Annotated in this window: 18 protein-coding genes; 8 read left to right on the top strand and 10 right to left on the bottom strand. The window is 66.1% G+C overall.

Annotated features, from left to right (window positions below; translation table 11 throughout):
• Positions 1–16: 16 nt before the first annotated feature.
• Positions 17–400 carry a helix-turn-helix domain-containing protein gene (locus CSW59_RS18205; RefSeq protein ID WP_099445400.1) on the bottom strand — a complete coding sequence of 128 codons (384 nt, stop codon included), beginning with the start codon at positions 398–400 and terminating at the stop codon, positions 17–19.
• Between the two features lie 111 nt (positions 401–511).
• On the opposite strand from CSW59_RS18205, the gene CSW59_RS18200 reads away from it, so the two are divergent.
• On the top strand, positions 512–1,456 hold the full coding sequence (locus tag CSW59_RS18200; RefSeq protein ID WP_099445399.1) for a lysophospholipid acyltransferase family protein: 945 nt from the start codon (positions 512–514) through the stop codon (positions 1,454–1,456).
• Here the strand turns inward: CSW59_RS18200 and CSW59_RS18195 are convergent.
• The 4 genes from CSW59_RS18195 to gcrA form a co-directional block, all read right to left on the bottom strand.
• A complete protein-coding gene (locus CSW59_RS18195; RefSeq protein WP_099445398.1) occupies positions 1,453–1,980 on the bottom strand; it encodes a response regulator in 528 nt (175 codons plus the stop codon). The genes CSW59_RS18200 and CSW59_RS18195 overlap by 4 nt on opposite strands.
• A 201-nt stretch (positions 1,981–2,181) precedes the next feature.
• A complete protein-coding gene (locus CSW59_RS18190; RefSeq protein ID WP_099445397.1) occupies positions 2,182–2,394 on the bottom strand; it encodes a DUF2093 domain-containing protein in 213 nt (70 codons plus the stop codon).
• 28 nt (positions 2,395–2,422) lie between these two features.
• Positions 2,423–3,940, bottom strand: a complete 1,518-nt coding sequence (gene xseA, locus CSW59_RS18185; RefSeq protein WP_099445396.1) for an exodeoxyribonuclease VII large subunit — start codon at positions 3,938–3,940, stop codon at positions 2,423–2,425.
• Positions 3,941–4,222: 282 nt separating this feature from the next.
• Positions 4,223–4,744, bottom strand: a complete 522-nt coding sequence (gene gcrA, locus CSW59_RS18180) for a cell cycle sigma 70 cofactor GcrA (RefSeq protein ID WP_099445395.1) — start codon at positions 4,742–4,744, stop codon at positions 4,223–4,225.
• Between the two features lie 238 nt (positions 4,745–4,982).
• Here gcrA and CSW59_RS18175 point away from each other — a divergent pair, with 238 nt between their 5' ends.
• The 4 genes from CSW59_RS18175 (at position 4,983) to CSW59_RS18160 (ending at position 9,311) form a co-directional block, all read left to right on the top strand.
• Positions 4,983–5,804, top strand: coding sequence for an ABC transporter permease (locus CSW59_RS18175; protein ID WP_099445394.1), 822 nt, complete (start codon positions 4,983–4,985; stop codon positions 5,802–5,804).
• Between the two features lie 164 nt (positions 5,805–5,968).
• Positions 5,969–7,186, top strand: coding sequence for an aspartate aminotransferase family protein (locus CSW59_RS18170; protein WP_099445393.1), 1,218 nt, complete (start codon positions 5,969–5,971; stop codon positions 7,184–7,186).
• A 63-nt stretch (positions 7,187–7,249) separates the two neighbouring features.
• Positions 7,250–8,185 carry an ornithine carbamoyltransferase gene (argF, locus tag CSW59_RS18165; RefSeq protein ID WP_099445392.1) on the top strand — a complete coding sequence of 312 codons (936 nt, stop codon included), beginning with the start codon at positions 7,250–7,252 and terminating at the stop codon, positions 8,183–8,185.
• A 214-nt stretch (positions 8,186–8,399) separates the two neighbouring features.
• Positions 8,400–9,311, top strand: a complete 912-nt coding sequence (locus CSW59_RS18160) for an Hsp33 family molecular chaperone (RefSeq protein ID WP_099445391.1) — start codon at positions 8,400–8,402, stop codon at positions 9,309–9,311.
• A 44-nt stretch (positions 9,312–9,355) separates the two neighbouring features.
• Here CSW59_RS18160 and CSW59_RS18155 read toward each other — a convergent pair whose 3' ends face one another.
• The 5 genes from CSW59_RS18155 to metZ form a co-directional block, all read right to left on the bottom strand.
• Positions 9,356–10,276 carry a hypothetical protein gene (locus tag CSW59_RS18155; RefSeq protein WP_099445390.1) on the bottom strand — a complete coding sequence of 307 codons (921 nt, stop codon included), beginning with the start codon at positions 10,274–10,276 and terminating at the stop codon, positions 9,356–9,358.
• A gap of 218 nt (positions 10,277–10,494) precedes the next feature.
• Entirely contained in the window at positions 10,495–11,163 is a 669-nt protein-coding gene (locus CSW59_RS18150; protein WP_099445389.1) for a hypothetical protein, read from the bottom strand.
• Between the two features lie 170 nt (positions 11,164–11,333).
• Positions 11,334–11,666 carry a helix-turn-helix domain-containing protein gene (locus CSW59_RS18145; protein WP_099445388.1) on the bottom strand — a complete coding sequence of 111 codons (333 nt, stop codon included), beginning with the start codon at positions 11,664–11,666 and terminating at the stop codon, positions 11,334–11,336.
• A 169-nt stretch (positions 11,667–11,835) separates the two neighbouring features.
• Positions 11,836–12,300, bottom strand: a complete 465-nt coding sequence (gene apaG, locus CSW59_RS18140; RefSeq protein ID WP_099445387.1) for a Co2+/Mg2+ efflux protein ApaG — start codon at positions 12,298–12,300, stop codon at positions 11,836–11,838.
• A complete protein-coding gene (metZ, locus tag CSW59_RS18135; protein WP_099445386.1) occupies positions 12,281–13,465 on the bottom strand; it encodes an O-succinylhomoserine sulfhydrylase in 1,185 nt (394 codons plus the stop codon). Before metZ ends, apaG begins: the two co-directional genes overlap by 20 nt.
• 175 nt (positions 13,466–13,640) lie before the next feature.
• Between metZ and CSW59_RS18130 the strand changes: the two genes are divergently transcribed.
• The 3 genes from CSW59_RS18130 to CSW59_RS20830 all read left to right on the top strand — a co-directional run bounded on the left by CSW59_RS18130 (position 13,641) and on the right by CSW59_RS20830 (position 15,400).
• Positions 13,641–14,660, top strand: a complete 1,020-nt coding sequence (locus CSW59_RS18130) for a 2'-deoxycytidine 5'-triphosphate deaminase (RefSeq protein WP_099445385.1) — start codon at positions 13,641–13,643, stop codon at positions 14,658–14,660.
• 159 nt (positions 14,661–14,819) lie between these two features.
• Positions 14,820–15,122 (top strand): hypothetical protein, encoded by a 303-nt coding sequence (locus CSW59_RS18125; protein WP_099445384.1) that lies wholly within the window; start codon positions 14,820–14,822, stop codon positions 15,120–15,122.
• 116 nt (positions 15,123–15,238) lie between these two features.
• The gene (locus CSW59_RS20830) at positions 15,239–15,400 is read left to right on the top strand and encodes a hypothetical protein (RefSeq protein ID WP_161495070.1); all 162 of its coding nucleotides are present in this window, start codon (positions 15,239–15,241) and stop codon (positions 15,398–15,400) included.
• The last annotated feature ends 4 nt before the right edge of the window (positions 15,401–15,404 follow it).

Here is a 15,404-nt window from a genome sequence, read left to right as displayed (position 1 = left end):
TCGGTTGCGCGAGCCGTCAGGCGTCCGCCAGTTCGCCGCCATGCAGCGACTTGGCCAGGTCCAGCAGGCGACGACGCGGGCGCTCGCCCAGCAGGTAGTAGGCGCGGACTAGGTCCAGCGTCTCCTTGCGCGCGAACATCTCGCCGCTCTCTGCGGTTTCGCCGGCCGTCTCGCGGCGGACCTCGGAAAGGCCATCGTAAAAGTAGCCGACCGGCACCTCGACCGCCTCGGCCAGCTGCCAGAGCCGCGCGGCGGAGATGCGATTGGCGCCGCACTCGTACTTCTGGATCTGCTGAAACCGCACACCGACCGTTTCGGCCAGTTGCTGCTGCGTCAGACCCAGCAGACGGCGACGCCGACGCAGGCGCTTGCCCAGGTGGACGTCGATGTCGTTACCCATGGAACTTCTTGCCCCTTAACCTTGGTTCGTACCGAAACGGAACGAGATGCCCCGCGAGCCGCAAGTCGCGTGCCGTTGCGCGAAGCGGTCGGCCAAGCCTACTAAGGGCGCATGTCTGATAAGCGTCGGCCTTGGGTGCAGGATCTGCTGTGGCGGTTGGAGGCCCTGGGCTTCGACCTCTTTATCGGGGCTGTGCGCCTGATGGGCGTGGACCGCGCCTCCGACTTCGGCGGCTGGCTGGGGCGAACCTTCGGGCCGCTCAGCAGCGCCCACAAGGTGGCCGAGCGCAATCTGAAGCTGGCTTTCCCCGAAAAGGACGTCGCCTGGCGCGAAACGGTGCTGCGCGAGCAATGGGAAGGCCTGGGGCGCTCGTTCGCCGAGTTCCCGCTCATGGACAAGATCCTACCCTCCACCGGCCGGGTCGAGGTGGTGGGCAAGGAACGGCTGGAGCAGATCGCTCGCGACAAGATCCCGGTCGTCTTCGTCTCCGGCCACCTGTCGAACTGGGAGGTCATGCCGGCGGCGATCGTCGACAGCGGCGTGATCTGCGAGATGACCTATCGCGCCGCCAACAACCCGTATGTCGACAAGCGCATCAAGGACAGCCGCTTTCGCTATGGCGTGCGCCTGTTCGCGCCCAAGGGCGGCGACGGCGCGCGCGAGCTTCTGGAAGGCATGAAGGAGGGGCGCTCGGTCGCCCTGATGAACGACCAGAAGTTCAACAGCGGCGTGGCGGCCCCGTTCTTCGGCCACGACGCCCGCACCGCGCCGGGCCCTACACGTTTGGCTATCCGGTTTGGCACGGTGCTGCAGCCGATGTCGGTGCAGCGGCTGAAGGGCGCGCGCTTCCGGGCGGTGGTGCACGAGCCCATCATCCCGCCCAAGACGGGCGACCGCACGGCCGACATCGAAGCGGGCGTGCGGATGATCAACGCCTTCATGGAAGATCGCATCCGCGAGCGGCCCGCCGAATGGTTCTGGGTTCACCGTCGCTGGCCGAACGAGGTCTATGCGGCCCTATCTGAGCGCGAGCGGGCTATTTCTCCGTCGAGCTAGATCTCGATCGTGTCGCTGGGCGGCTCGGGCGAGTCCAGCTCGCCGGTCCTGCGGAAGGGGCCCTTGTATGAGGGATCGTTCCGACGCCGCCGACAGGGGCCAAAATAGTCGGGCGAGCGGATGAATGGCCGCGGGTGGAAGATCACGGTGTTGATCCGGTCCAGAAGCGACCGCGCCGTCACGGGCTTGACCACGATTTCCGTGACCCCAGCGTCTCGGGCCTCGAACACGCGGTGGCGCTCGGCGAACCCTGTCAGCATGATGATCGGCAGGAAACGGTCGACGCTATCGGGCGCGTTGCGGACCAGCTTCGTGAACTGAACGCCGTCCAGCGGGCTCATCTTGAAGTCGACGACCGCGATGTCAGGGCGCCAGTCGCGCAGGACCTGCAACGCCTCGGCCCCGTCCATAGCCTCACGGATCTGGCGCACGCCGACGCCCTTGAGGATCGTCCCGACGATCGAACGCATGTGCTGGTTGTCGTCCACCAGCAGAAAGCGCAGCTTTTCAAGAGCCGCAGACATGCGGGAGCCGCCTCCTCAACGATCTCGCGGGGACTATCGGACCAGGGTCGCTCCCCTGCGACCTAACGTTCCGACGGGGTCGGCATTGCTAACGAATGAACTGAACTCAAGCTAGACACGAATAACGAGAACTGGCGGCGCGAAGCGGTCGAGATCCCGCCTCGCGGGAGGCCCAGTCCATCGGCGGCGTCTAGGAGGCGCTTAGCCTTGCCAGCGTTTCAGGGCCTCGGCCGCGCTGGCGTAGGCCTCCTGGTGCTCCGGGCTCCAGTAGCGCAGGGCGTCCAGCGGGATCTTCGCATTGGTGACGGCGCACAGCACGAAGCGGCCGGGCGAAAGCACGGCGTACTCGCCGTCGCCATAGTGCAGGACGGCCAGGCCGTCGGGCTTACCAAGGTCACGATCGAAAGCGTTCATGGTCCATACTCTACGCCAGAGCGGCGTTTCAGAACAGATCGCCCTGTTGGGTCGAGGGCGAAGCGGGTTTAGCGCGGTGCGGTGACGAGCGCGGCGGTGTCGAGGCCGACGGCGGCGCTTCGTTTCCGATCATCGCTTCGCGCTCTCCGTCGGCGAACTGCAGGGCCACTTGGTCGCCCAGCGCTAGGGCGCTCGCCGAGCGGATGATCGTCCCATCGGCCTTGCGTACTAGGGCAAAACCCAAGTCCAGCGGCCGCCGAGGATTCAGCGATATGCGCAGCTTGTCCAGATTGGCAAGCTGGTCTTTAGCCCTCTCCAGGCGGCGTTTGCCCGCCTCTTCCAGGCGATCCCATAGCGCCGGCAGGCGCGCGTGCTGAGCCACGCGATCCGGCGCGCGACGAGCGGCCAGATCGAGGCGCCGGCCAAGGTCGCTTAAGCGCTCGGCCTTGATCTGGCGCTGCCGGGTCAAGACGTCCGGCGTCAGGCGCGCGGTGACCTTCAAGAGATCCTGAGCGTGGACGGTGGTGTTGCGATGCAGGGCCGCGTCCAGCCGGCCCGAGGCGATGTCGAAGCGTTGCTGCGCCAGGGCCAGCAGGTCGTTGGGCCGGGGCAGGCCGCGCGCCGCGCTGGTCAGGCGGGTGCGGCGCTCCTCGATCACGCGGGCGCCGCAGCGGCTGAGGCGGCGATCGAAGTCCGAGATCAGCGCCCGCAGTTCGGCCAGCACGGGCGTGGCCATCTCCGCGGCGGCCGTCGGCGTCGGCGCGCGGCGGTCGGAGACGAAGTCGATCAGGGTGGTGTCGGTCTCATGCCCGACCGCCGAGATCAGCGGGATTGCGCTCTCGGCCACGGTGCGGGCCAGGGCCTCGTCGTTGAAGGCCCACAGGTCTTCGACCGACCCGCCGCCTCGGGCGACGATCAGGATGTCGGGACGCGGCACGGGCCCGCCGGGCTGGATGGCGTTGAAGCCCCGGATCGCCGCGCTGACCTGGGCGGCGGCGGCGTCGCCCTGCACCACCACCGGCCAGACCAGCACCTGGCAGGGCCAGCGGTCGCGGATGCGGTGCAGGATGTCGCGGATCACCGCGCCGGTCGGGCTGGTGATCACCCCGACCACAGCCGGCATTGAGGGGAGGGGGCGCTTGCGCTCGGGTGCGAACAGGCCCTCTCCAGCCAACTTGGCTTTCAAGCGCTCAAGTTGCGCGAGAAGCGCGCCAACGCCGGCGGCCTCCATGCTGTCGATGATGATCTGATAGCGCGAGCCGGCCGGATAGGTCGTAATCTTGCCGGTGACGATGACCTCGAGCCCATGCTCGGGCCGCACGCCAAGACCCCGGACATTGCCCTTCCAGACGACGCCGTCGATCGCGGACTTGTCGTCCTTGATGGTCAGGTAGACGTGGCCGTTGGAGTGATGGGTGACCTTGGACAGCTCGCCACGCAGCCGCACGAACCCGTAACGGTCCTCCAGCGTTCGCTTCAGCGCGAAGGCCAGCTCTGAGACCGAGTAGGGCGGGGCGTTGGAATCGTTCGGCGCGAGGTCCGTCATTGGGCTGTTTTAGGGGGGAAGTTGGAGGAGGTCATCCTTCCCGATCCCCCTTTCATCGCCTTCCTCGTCCTTGTGGCGAGGACCCATGGTTCGGCTTGGCCCGGTGTGTGAGCGTTGAGGCTTGGCGATGATGGTGCGCGCTGGCCGACGTCTCGCGGCGGAACGCTGGGTCCCAGGCACGAGGCCTGGGAAGGCGGATTTTGAGGAAGTCTTAGAAACGCAAAATCCCGGACGACCGTCTGGTCGCCCGGGATCCGCCGCTCTGAGAGACTTTTGTTCTTCTTAGATGTAGCGGCGAAGCGAGCGGGCGAGCTCGGTGGCGCCGCCCTTCTTCTTGGTTTGCTGCGGCTGGTAGGCCACGCGGGCGTGCTCGACGCAGTAGGGCAGGCCGTCCGAGGCGCGGCGGCCGCAGAAGGTGAAGCCTTCCGACGACGGATCGCCGATCGGCCACTTGCACATGTGCGCGCCCAGGGTCAGCACGGTGGCCGAGCCCGGCTCTTCGTGACGGAAGGCCGGCAGCGGCGCGGGCGCGGAGGCTACGGGCATCGACGGCGCTTCGATCGGCGTCACACGACGCGGCGCCGAAGGCATGGCCTGGGCGGCCGGACGCGCCGGACGCGGAGCCTTGAAGGCCGGACGCGCGGGTTGCGAAGGCGCGGCGCGGCCCGACAGGCCGAGGCGGTGCACCTTGCCGATGACGGCGTTGCGCGTAACGCCGCCCAGTTGCTTGGCGATCTGACTGGCCGACAGTCCGTCCAGCCACAGCTTCTTCAAGGTCGAGACCCGCTCGTCGGTCCAGCTCATAACCCGTCTCCGCCATTTAGACTGGGGAGAGGGCGTCCCCACGCCCGTCACCCCATATCTGGTGATCAAACCGCCCCGCCGGCGGTCGTCCTACTACTAATCGTAAAGAAGGTGTTAAAACACACAATAGGCGCCAACGACTCTGTCCACAGAAACAAGATGTTGATTCACGCAAGCCCGAGCTTGCGAAAAGGGGGGCAAGGGCGCACATGGCCAAGCAGAACAACGGGTTGAGCGCATGAGAGACACCGCCGAGAGCGTCATTCCGCCGCAGCCGCGCGACTATCACGGCTGGAACTGGAGCGGTTTCTTCACCCTTTATCAGCGCGAAATCCGTCGTTTCTGGAAGGTCGGGACTCAGACCGTGGCCGCGCCGGTGGTCACGACCTTGCTCTACATGCTGGTTTTCGTGGTCGCGGTCGGCGCCAGCCGCCCGGCTGTCGGGGGCGTGACCTTCGGCCATTTCGTGGCCCCGGGCCTGATCATGATGGCGATCCTGAACAACGCCTTCGCCAATTCTTCATCGTCGCTGATCCAGGCCAAGATGATGGGCCTGACGCCGGACTTCCTGACGCCGCCGCTGTCGGCGCTGGAGCAGGTTTCAGCCTTCGCCTTAGGCGCGGCGACGCGCGGCGTGGTGGTCGGGGCGGTGACGGCCCTGGTGGTCGGCGTCCTGCCCGGCGCGGGGCTTTCGATCGCGCACCTCTGGGCGGTGATCTATTTCGGGGTGGTCGCCTCGCTGAGCTTGGGTCTTGCGGGCGTGGCGGCGGGCCTGTGGTCGGAGAAGTTCGACCAGCTGTCGGCCGTGACCAACTTCCTGATCATGCCGATGACCTTCCTGTCGGGTACCTTCTACCTGGTCGACAAGCTTCCGGAGCCCTTCCGTTCGGCCAGCCATTTCAACCCGTTCTTCTATCTGATCGACGGCTTCCGCTATGGCTTCATCGGCCATGCCGACGGTTCGATCGCGATCGGCGTGGTCTCGACGGGCCTGCTGACGGTGGCGCTTTTTCTGTGGTGCTGGCGCCTGTTCGTGACGGGCTATCGCTTGAAGAGCTGAGACCGCTGTGGCCGGCGCGACAAAGCTTGCGATTTTCGCCGGCTTTTCAGGTGCTTTCACCGTCGATTGATTGACACAACCGCGTTCCAAAGCGACAACCTGCAGCCTTCCGGTCCCCGTGCTTTCAGCGCGGGGGCTTCTTTCCTTTTTGGGAGGTCGGTCTCTTGAGCACCGCGACGTCGTCCAACTCCTCGCAACAGCACATCATGGGCGTCTACAACCGCGCCCCGCTGGCGTTCGAGCGAGGCCGAGGCGCGCGCCTGTTCTCGACCGACGGCGGCGAATATCTGGACTGCGTGGCGGGCATCGCCACCAACGGCCTGGGTCACGCCCACCCCGTGCTGGTCGAGGTTCTGAAGGAACAGGCCGAGAAGCTCTGGCACGTCTCGAACATCTACCGGATCCCCGAGCAGGAAGCCCTGGCCGACGCCATCTGCGCCTCGACCTTCGCCGACGTGGTGTTCTTCACCAACTCGGGCACGGAAGCCGTCGAGTGCGCGCTGAAGACGGCCCGCAAGTACCACTCGGCCAACGGCCAGCCCGAGCGGATCGACATCTACGGCTTTGACGGCTCGTTCCACGGCCGGACCTACGCCGCGGTCAACGCGTCGGGCAATCCCAGCTATGTCGACGGTTTCGGCCCCCGCCTGCCGGGCTATCATCAGCTGACCTTCGGCGACCACGAGGCCATCAAGGCCGCGATCGCCAGCCCGACCACGGCGGCGATCATCGTCGAGCCGGTGCAGGGCGAGGGCGGCGCTCGCTCGATCCCGACCCAGTGCCTGAAGGGCCTGCGCCGGATGTGCGATGAGCACGGCGTCCTGCTGATCTATGACGAAGTCCAGTGCGGCATGGGCCGCACCGGCAAGCTCTTCGCCTATGAGTGGGCCGAGGGCGGCGAACCGCACATCATGGCGGTGGCCAAGGCTCTGGGGGGCGGCTTCCCGATCGGCGCGTGTCTGGCCACGACCGAGGCGGCCAAGGGCATGACCGTGGCGGCGCACGGCTCGACCTTCGGCGGCAACCCGCTGGCCATGGCGGTCGGCAAGGCGGCCTTCGACCTGATCAACTCGCCCGAGACGCTGGACAATGTGAACGCCGTCTCCGGCTTCCTGACCCAGCAGCTGAACGGCCTGAAGGACCGCTTCCCGGACATCATCGTCGATATCCGCGGCAAGGGCCTGCTGATCGGGATCAAGCTGATCCCCAACAACCGCGAGTTCATGGTTCTGGCCCGCGATGAGCACCTGCTGATCGCCGGCGGCGGCGACAACTGCGTACGCCTGCTGCCGCCGCTGAACCTGACCATCGAGGAAGCCCGCGAAGCCGTCGCCAAGCTTGAAAAGGCTTGCGAGGCGGCTCGCGCCAAGGCCTCGGCCTGACACATCTGAACCTTTGAAATCGCCCGCTTCGGCTTGCCGGAGCGGGTGTGAGGGATTTGGCCCATGACCGCCCCCCGCCACTTCATCGACCTGTGGAAGCTGGACGGCCCGACGCTGCGCTTGCTGCTCGAGGACGCCAAGGCCCGCAAGACCGCCCGTAAGGGCTGGCCGCAAGGCAAGGTCGATGCCGACGCGCCGGCCAAGGATCGCGTGCTGTCGATGATCTTCCAGAAGAACTCGACCCGCACCCGCTTCTCGTTCGACGCCGCCATGCGCCAGCTGGGCGGCTCGGCGATCATCTCGACCTCGGCCGACATGCAGCTGGGGCGCGGCGAGACCATCGAGGACACCGCCAAGGTGCTGTCGCGGATGGTCGACGCGGTCATGATCCGCGCCAACAGCCACGCCGACGTCGAGCGCTTCGCCCAGGTCTCGACTGTGCCGGTGATCAACGGCCTGACCGACAAGAGCCACCCGTGCCAGATCATGGCCGACATCCTCACCATCGAGGAGCATCGCGGCGACATCGGCGGCAAGACGATCGCCTGGGTCGGCGACGGCAACAATGTTTGCTCCAGCTTCATCCACGCAGCGCCCTTGCTGGGCTTTGAGCTGAAGATCGCCTGCCCGGCCGTCTATCACGCCGACCTGCACGACCTGGCGCGCGCCGAGGGCCTGCAAGGCAAGGTCAGCATGACGACCGACCCGAAGGAGGCCGTGCGCGGCGCCGACGTCGTCGTGGCCGACACCTGGGTCTCGATGGGCGACACCGACCATGACGAGCGTCTCGCGGCGCTGGAGCCCTACCAGGTCGACGACAGGCTGATGGACCTGGCCAAGGGCGACGGCGTCTTCCTGCACTGCCTGCCGGCCCACCGGGGCGAGGAGGTCACGGACGAAGTCATGGACGGTCCGCGCTCGCTAGTCTGGGATGAGGCGGAGAACCGCATCCACGCCCAGAAGTCGGTGCTGGCCTGGGCGTTCGGCGCGATCGGCTGAAGAGAGAAGGGCGCCGGCCAGCGCCCGGTTGGAATGCGCTGGCCGACTGCGCCGGCGCGTATGGGCAAAAGCGACGGCGCTTCATTGGTGCGCCGACTCCGCGAGCGCCGCAATGCGGCAGGAGGTCGCTTTGCGCAGATCGGGTAGACGTCGTTCCTGCTGTCGCATCCGGACAGGCTCGCAATTTCCACAAGACCCCTTATCTAACCGCCCCATGACCGACATCGCTTCCACTCCGGGCGTCCTCGACGACGTCGTTTCCGCGTTCCAGATCGAAGGCCTGCCCGTGCGCGGCCGCGTCGTGCGGCTGGGCCAGGCCGTCGACGAGGTGTTGACGCGCCACGCCTATCCCGAGCCCGTCGCCAACCTGCTGGGCGAGGCCTGCGCGCTGGCGGCCCTGGTCGGCTCCAGCCTGAAGTTCGAAGGGCGGCTGATTATCCAGGCCCAGGGCGATGGCCCCGTGCGCTATGTGGTGGTCGACTATGACACCTCGGGCGGCCTGCGCGGCTATTGCCGGTTCGACCCTGAGGAGGTCGCGGCGGTGTCGGAAGGCTTCGCGCGTCCCGGGGCCAAAACCCTGCTGGGCGGCGGCGTCTTCATCATGACCCTGGACCAGGGCCCTGACATGGACCGCTACCAGGGCGTGACGCCGATCGAGGGCGAGACCCTGGCCCTGTGCGCCGAGCAGTACTTCGCCCAGTCGGAACAGACCCCGACCCGCGTTCGCCTGGCCGTCGGCCAGGTCGACACGGGCGAGGGGCCTCAATGGCGCGCCGGCGGCATCCTGATCCAGGTGATAGCGGGCGACCAGGCGCGGGGCGATACGCAAGACGCCTGGCAACACGTCACGGCGCTGTTCGAGACGACCGGCGAGGACGAGTTGATCGACCCGACCGTCACGACCCCGACCCTGCTGTGGCGCCTGTTCAACGAGGACGGCGTGCGTCTGCTCGACGAAAAGCCGCTGCGCGCCTTCTGCCGCTGCTCGGAGGACCGCATCGGCGTGGTGATGGACTCGTTCTCGGCCGAGGAAGTCGAGGAGATGATCGAGCCTGACGGCAAGATCCATGTGACCTGCGAATACTGCTCGCGCGTGTACAAGCTGGACCCGCCGATGGCGGGGTGAAGCGCGTCCACGCCGCCGTGAGGCGGCGGCGTGGCGAGCCGGGACTATCGTTGTATCACCGGCAATTCCTCGATGCGGACCTTGCGGTTCGCCTCCCCATCTGCGGTTACTGCGGTGACAGCGGCCCAAGTTGCAACGGGGGCCGTGGGGGGGAGCTTATAGACGACGTTGGTCGTCACTCCCGACCGACTTCCGATCTCGTACACGCCGCTCGGTTCGCCGAGAGCCGCGATCATGGGTTCCTTGTCCGCGTCAAACAGAGCGACAGACAGGGCTTTCGAACTCAGCGGCGCGCTGCCGACCGCCCGTTGGATCACCAAGTGAAGCTCAAGGGCGCCAGTGAGGCGATTGCGGGTATGCTCCACCCTGAAGAGCTTGTCCGTGCTCGCCAACCCGATCTCCTCCGCAGTCGCCTGTGCTGGCACAAGGTCCTCCCCCTGCGTTGCAGCAAGCGTAGGTGTGGACAGGCTGCTGCCGACAACGGTCCAGGTCTGGGTCGCCAGGACGTTCCCGGCGCCGATGTCGAACAGCATACCCTCAAACGACAGGTTGATGGTGTAGTTGTTCAAGGGGTTAAGGGGCGCGTTGAACCCAGGCGCGTCCTCCATGCTGAAATCAGAGCCTGTGGCCTGATCGGGGTTTGTATAGCGGTCGTTGGTCATGGCGCACTGGCGATAGCCGTAGGCTGTGCAGAAGTCGCAGTTGTCGCCGGCGGGAGGACAGCCGTCCTCCTCATAATCTGTCGGCGACAGCACGACGGGGCCGCACAAGACGTGTGTCAAAGGCGAGCCATTGACCAAGAATTCGCCTTTCACGGTCTGGCGATAGACACCGTCCGCGCAGGTCTCGTCCGGTCCGCACGTAAATACCGCGGTGTTCGAGAACTCAGCGGCGAAGCGACCTCCAGTCCACGTGGGAACTACGTTCGAGGTCGGCGTGTCGAAGCTCGAATAGCCGATAGCCATGGAAATCTCCTGTTTTAGGCGGCGGGGGAGTTTGCGTGCCGCGAGCCGGCGCGCTGGAAGCTGGACAGGGGAGGGCGCCGACGCTGGCGTAAACGAGCGGCGGGTTCTCTCGAGCCGAGAGGGGGGGCGGCGAGCCTGCCGTACCTGTCGTTGAAATTGGTCTTAGCGGGTGTGAGCGGGCGGTGGGGCTCGCCCGCTCACCTAATTGAGTGGGCAGCCTACTTGATGGTGTCGGTCGACCAGCTGCCGTCCGCGTTGAGCGTGACGTTGATGATCGAGAAGCCGCCGGTGAAGTCACAGACCGCCGAGTTGATGCTGGACTGAGTGAAGTTCATCACCGTACCGGCCGTGTATTTGCCGGTTTGGACGTAGTACTTGAGGATCGGTTGGCAGTCGGTGTGGCTTGAGGGGTTGGCGACCACGAAGTTCGATAGGGTGATCCCGCCGTTCACCTCGACCGCCGAGCCAACGTTGTAGATGGCGGGGGGCGACGAATAGGTCGGGGTCGTGATCCGGAAAGCGCCGAGCTGAACGTCCGAACTCGAGGCCGTCGGGCTAAGGCCCAGCGGGTCGACCGTCGCCGTGGTCCAGTTCTTGGCGCTGCCGGTCGCCGGCGTCAGCTCGATGGCGCGGCTGGCTGACGCGTAGCCCGAGGACTGTCCGATGGTCGGGATGGTATGGGCCTGCTGAATGCCAGCATAGTACTGCATGTTTACTTGGAACGTAAGTTCCGCGCCAGTTTCGTCATAGTTCCCTAGCTTCTGAGAATAGAGGCTGTTGCTGTAGACGTTCGCGCCGCCACTATAAACCGCAGGCTGTTGGAAAAAGAAGAATTCCTGGGTGGATGCGCCGAGATTGGTAACGTTGATGGTAAGCAGGGTGGACATCGTTATCTCCCGTGATTGAGGGGTGTCGAGAGAAAGCGGTCGTTCCATTTGGTGGGGCTATGGGCGATCGCGTCCCCTCGACGCCCAAAGAGTGCTCTAAATATGGTTGTATTTTAAGGTCTAACAACTTGAGGTGAGCGCAAGTCCGGCGACGCAAACTTGCGCCCAGCTCAAGTGGGTTCGGTCATCTCCTCAAGCAGGGCCATCAGGCGAACCCGCGCCCTTCGCCGAACCTTGCGCAGAACGCGCAGGTACTCGAATTCCTCCGACGCCAAGCTTTCGACGGTATGGCCGTCCATCTCGCCGCGACCCAGCACCAGCCAGTCGAGCGAGATATCCAGCACCTCGGAAATCCGCGCGGCGTTCTCCAGTGACATGGGGCCGTTCTTGCGCCAGCGGCTGATGGCGCTCTCGTGGACGTCGAGGTCCAGCGCCAAGGCCATCATCTTGGAGATGCCGCGACCCTTGATGGCGTGGCTTAGCCGATCCCCCCTGGAATCCATCCCCCGGTCCACCCAAAGGGCGGCCCCGCCAGCCCGCCCATCCCAAGCGAATTCTGCGACACAACCTATGTCAGTATATAGAACAAATAAAGCTTATGATTGCGAATGCAGGCAGAGCTACTCGGCGCCGGCCGCCTAGGGCAAATGATGAGTTCCTGGGAGGTCCGCCTCAGTTCATCTTCAGCGAGGCGCCGGGCAGGTGCAGTGAGAACTCGGGGATCTCGGCGTCGAACACCTCGCCGGCCTCGGTCACCATCTGGTAGCTGCCGCGCATCGCGCCCGAGGGCGTGGGCAGGGGGCAGTTGGAGACGTAGCGGAAGGCCTCGCGGGGCCTCAGTTCCGGCTGTTCGCCGACGACGCCCGATCCCTCGACCTCGTTCACGCGGTTCTGGCCGTCGATGATGGTCCAGCGGCGCGAGACGAGGGTGACAGTCTCAACGCCGTGGTTCTCGATCTCCACTGTGTAGGACCAAAGGTAGACGCCCTCCTCGGGAGAGGACTCCTCGGCCGCATAGGCTGGGAAGACGCGCACGACGATGTCGCGCGTGCGCGCTTCATAGATCGCCGCGGCGTGGCCGCGCCGTCGCCGCATCCGCTGCATCGGCGGGGAGGTCTCACGCCTGATCGAGCGCACGGATCACGTCTCGGGTCAGGTCGGCCAGGCTTTCCAGGCCCACGGACAGGCGCACGCCGCCTTCGGTGACGCCCAGCAGCGGGCGCTCCTCTTCGGGCACCGAGCGGTGGGTCGTGGTCGGCGGGTGGGTCGCCATCGACTTGGCGTCGCCCAGATTGTTGGAGATGTCGACGATTTCCAGCGCGTTCAGGAACCGGAAGGCCGCCTCGCGCGAGCCCAGGTCCAGCGCGATCACCGTGCCGCCGCCGCTCATCTGCTTCTTGGCGACCTCATAGCCCGGATGGTCCTTGCGGAACGGGTAGAGGACGGTGCGGACCTTCTTGTGCTCGGCCATGACGTCGGCCAGGGCCGCGGCGGTGTCGCTTTGGCGACGAACGCGCAGGTCCAGGGTCTCGAGGCCCTTCAGCATCACCCAGGCGTTGAATGGCGACAGAGACGGGCCGGTGTGGCGCAGGCTGTCGCGGTAGAACTCCTCGTTGATCGCCTCGCTGGTCAGGATCGCCCCGCCCAGGACGCGGCCTTGGCCGTCGATGTGCTTGGTGGCCGAATAGACGACAACGTCGGCGCCCAGCTTCAGCGGCTGCTGGAAGATGGGGGTGGCGAAGACGTTGTCGACGATGACCTTCGCCCCGACGGCGTGGGCCATTTCAGCCACGGCGGCGATGTCGGTGATCTCCAGCACCGGGTTCGACGGCGTCTCGATCAGCACGGCCTTGGTGCCCGGGCGGATCGCCGCTTCCCAGGCCTTAAGGTCCGTGGCGTCGACGAAGGTTGTCTCGACGCCGAAGCGCGGCAGCCATTCGGCGACGATCCAGCGGCACGAGCCGAACAGGGCGCGGCCGGCCACGACGTGGTCGCCGGCCTTGACCAGGCCCATCAGCGAGGCGTGGATCGAGGCCATGCCCGTCGCTTGCGCACGGCAGACCTCGGCGCCTTCCAGCAGGGCCAGGCGGTCCTCGAACATCTTCACGGTCGGATTGTTGAACCGCGAATAGACGAAACCGGGATCCTCGCCCGCGAAGCGGCGGTCGGCGGCCTCGGCGCTGTCATAGGTGAAGCCCTGGGTCAGGTAGAGCGCTTCGGCCGTCTCCATGAACTGCGAGCGCGCGATCCCGCCTCGGATCAATTTTGTCGCGACATCCCAGTCTTTCGGATCTTCGGCCACCGCCCGCCTCCTACGCGTAAAACGCCGGCATAAGGAGCGGGAGGGGCGCCTGGGTCAAGCCACAACACCGCTGGACGGGGCGAAGAATTGTCACGCTCCGCCTGTCGATTGTCCCGCCCGCCCTGATTTGCGCCGAGCCTTGCCTTTGCGGCCGGGTTTGGCGAGTGTCGCGCCGATGACTGACGCACACGCCGCAGGGATTCTGCCCTGCCAAACGATCGAGGACCTGATCGCTCAAGAGGCGATCACCTCGGCCACGCCGTTCGACACCGATCAGGTGCAGCCCGCCAGCCTGGATCTTCGGCTCGGCGCGCGGGCGTGGCGGGTCCGCGCCTCGTTCCTGCCTGGCCTGCATCGCCGCGTGCCCGAGCGCCTGAGGGACGTGGCCATGCACGAGCTGGACCTGACCAAGGGCGCGGTGCTTGAGAAGGGCTGTGTCTACATCGCCGAGCTCCAGGAGCGCTTGGCGCTGCCTGGCAACGTCTCGGCGCGCGGCAATCCCAAGAGCTCCACCGGCCGCGTGGACGTCTTCGTCCGCCTGCTGACCGACCACAGCCGCGCTTTCGACGATGTCGACGCCGGCTATGAAGGGCCGCTCTATATCGAGATCGCGCCGCAGACCTTTTCGGTGCTGGTGCGGGCCGGCACGCGTCTGAACCAGCTGCGTCTGAAGCGCGGCGAGCCGGCCAAGCTGTCGATCCGCAGCGTTGGCGTCGATCTGACGGCGGGCATCGTCGGCTTCCGGGGGCGGCGCCACGCCGGCGTTGTCGACCTTGACCACGAGGACGGCCACGACCCGCGCGACTTCTGGGAGCCGCTGGAGGCCCGCCATGGCGAACTGCTGTTGGACCCGGGCGAATTCTACATTCTGGCCAGCAAGGACGACATCGAGATCCCGGTGATGGAAGCCGCCGAGATGACGCCGATCGACCCGTCGGTCGGCGAGTTCCGTGTCCACTATGCCGGCTTCTTCGATCCGGGCTTTGGCACCGATGAGGCGCTGGCGCGCGGCTCCAAGGGCGTGCTGGAGGTCCGCAGCCACGAGACCCCGTTCCTGCTGGAGGACGGCCAGACCGTGGCGCGCCTGGTCTACGAGCCCCTGACGGCGCGTCCGGAGCGGCTCTACGGCGAGGGCGGATCGCACTACCAGCGCCAGGGGCTGAAACTGTCAAAGCACTTCAAGGTCTGGTCCTAGCGGCGCTTCGCGTCTGTCGCAGGCCCGTCGCGCGGCAACGCGCCGCACTACATCTGGTGGACAGTGCGTGTCGTTGCACAAATCCTGGTCTCGTCCTCGCGGGCGGTGATCTTCTGAGTCGCCGGACGCGGAGGGCGGCGGAAGACCACGGAGACCAGCTTGGCCCGTCATGCTCAAGACCCGTTCCTGATCCTGCAAAGTCGCGTCGACGCTTGGGAGCGCTGCGCGCGCATTCCCGGCTGCGACAAGGCGATCTGGCGGCAGGACGCCAGGGGGCGGGTGATCCGCTGGTCTGATTTCGGTGACCGCTTCTCGCGCTACGGCTGGGAGGTGGTCGCTCGTCCGCGCCCAGACGTCTGGGGACGCGCCCTGGCCGCCAAGCGACTCGAGGCGGTGCACTGGCGCGCCGTGATGGGCGAGCCCGCTGTGCGTGACCCCTTTCTGGATCAAAGAGCCGCCTAAAACATCAAGTCTGTCCGTCATTTAGTCTGGCTTGAACGACATAATGACAAGACCGCTTGACACGGCCTCGACCTTTTGTGACAACTGTCCTTGTCATTTCGACGAGGAGGCTTGTCATGAGGAAGAACGTTCAGCGCGCACCCGTCAGCCGTAGGGATAAGCTCGCCATTGGCCTGGCTTCGAGCTCGGCTTCGTTGGTCACGGCTGTCTGCGCCGCGCGCGAGATGGGCGGCCCGCTCCTGGCGGCCGGCGCCGTCGAAGCGCTGGCCGCGCTTTAGTCGG

This window comes from Caulobacter sp. BP25 (assembly GCF_002737755.1).
In the GTDB taxonomy this organism is placed as follows: domain Bacteria; phylum Pseudomonadota; class Alphaproteobacteria; order Caulobacterales; family Caulobacteraceae; genus Caulobacter.
The sequence above is the reverse complement of the archived record's forward strand: the minus strand, read 5'-3'. Positions and strand labels throughout refer to the sequence as shown.

Bases quoted from the DNA above. Each gene is read 5' to 3' on its own strand.
- CSW59_RS18205 (WP_099445400.1), bottom strand. From the start codon at position 400: ATGGGTAACGACATCGACGTCCACCTGGGCAAGCGCCTGCGTCGGCGT.
- CSW59_RS18200 (WP_099445399.1), top strand. From the start codon at position 512: ATGTCTGATAAGCGTCGGCCTTGGGTGCAGGATCTGCTGTGGCGGTTG.
- CSW59_RS18195 (WP_099445398.1), bottom strand. From the start codon at position 1,980: ATGTCTGCGGCTCTTGAAAAGCTGCGCTTTCTGCTGGTGGACGACAAC.
- CSW59_RS18190 (WP_099445397.1), bottom strand. From the start codon at position 2,394: ATGAACGCTTTCGATCGTGACCTTGGTAAGCCCGACGGCCTGGCCGTC.
- xseA (WP_099445396.1), bottom strand. From the start codon at position 3,940: ATGACGGACCTCGCGCCGAACGATTCCAACGCCCCGCCCTACTCGGTC.
- gcrA (WP_099445395.1), bottom strand. From the start codon at position 4,744: ATGAGCTGGACCGACGAGCGGGTCTCGACCTTGAAGAAGCTGTGGCTG.
- CSW59_RS18175 (WP_099445394.1), top strand. From the start codon at position 4,983: ATGAGAGACACCGCCGAGAGCGTCATTCCGCCGCAGCCGCGCGACTAT.
- argF (WP_099445392.1), top strand. From the start codon at position 7,250: ATGACCGCCCCCCGCCACTTCATCGACCTGTGGAAGCTGGACGGCCCG.
- CSW59_RS18160 (WP_099445391.1), top strand. From the start codon at position 8,400: ATGACCGACATCGCTTCCACTCCGGGCGTCCTCGACGACGTCGTTTCC.
- CSW59_RS18155 (WP_099445390.1), bottom strand. From the start codon at position 10,276: ATGGCTATCGGCTATTCGAGCTTCGACACGCCGACCTCGAACGTAGTT.
- CSW59_RS18150 (WP_099445389.1), bottom strand. From the start codon at position 11,163: ATGTCCACCCTGCTTACCATCAACGTTACCAATCTCGGCGCATCCACC.
- CSW59_RS18145 (WP_099445388.1), bottom strand. From the start codon at position 11,666: ATGGATTCCAGGGGGGATCGGCTAAGCCACGCCATCAAGGGTCGCGGC.
- CSW59_RS18130 (WP_099445385.1), top strand. From the start codon at position 13,641: ATGACTGACGCACACGCCGCAGGGATTCTGCCCTGCCAAACGATCGAG.
- CSW59_RS20830 (WP_161495070.1), top strand. From the start codon at position 15,239: ATGAGGAAGAACGTTCAGCGCGCACCCGTCAGCCGTAGGGATAAGCTC.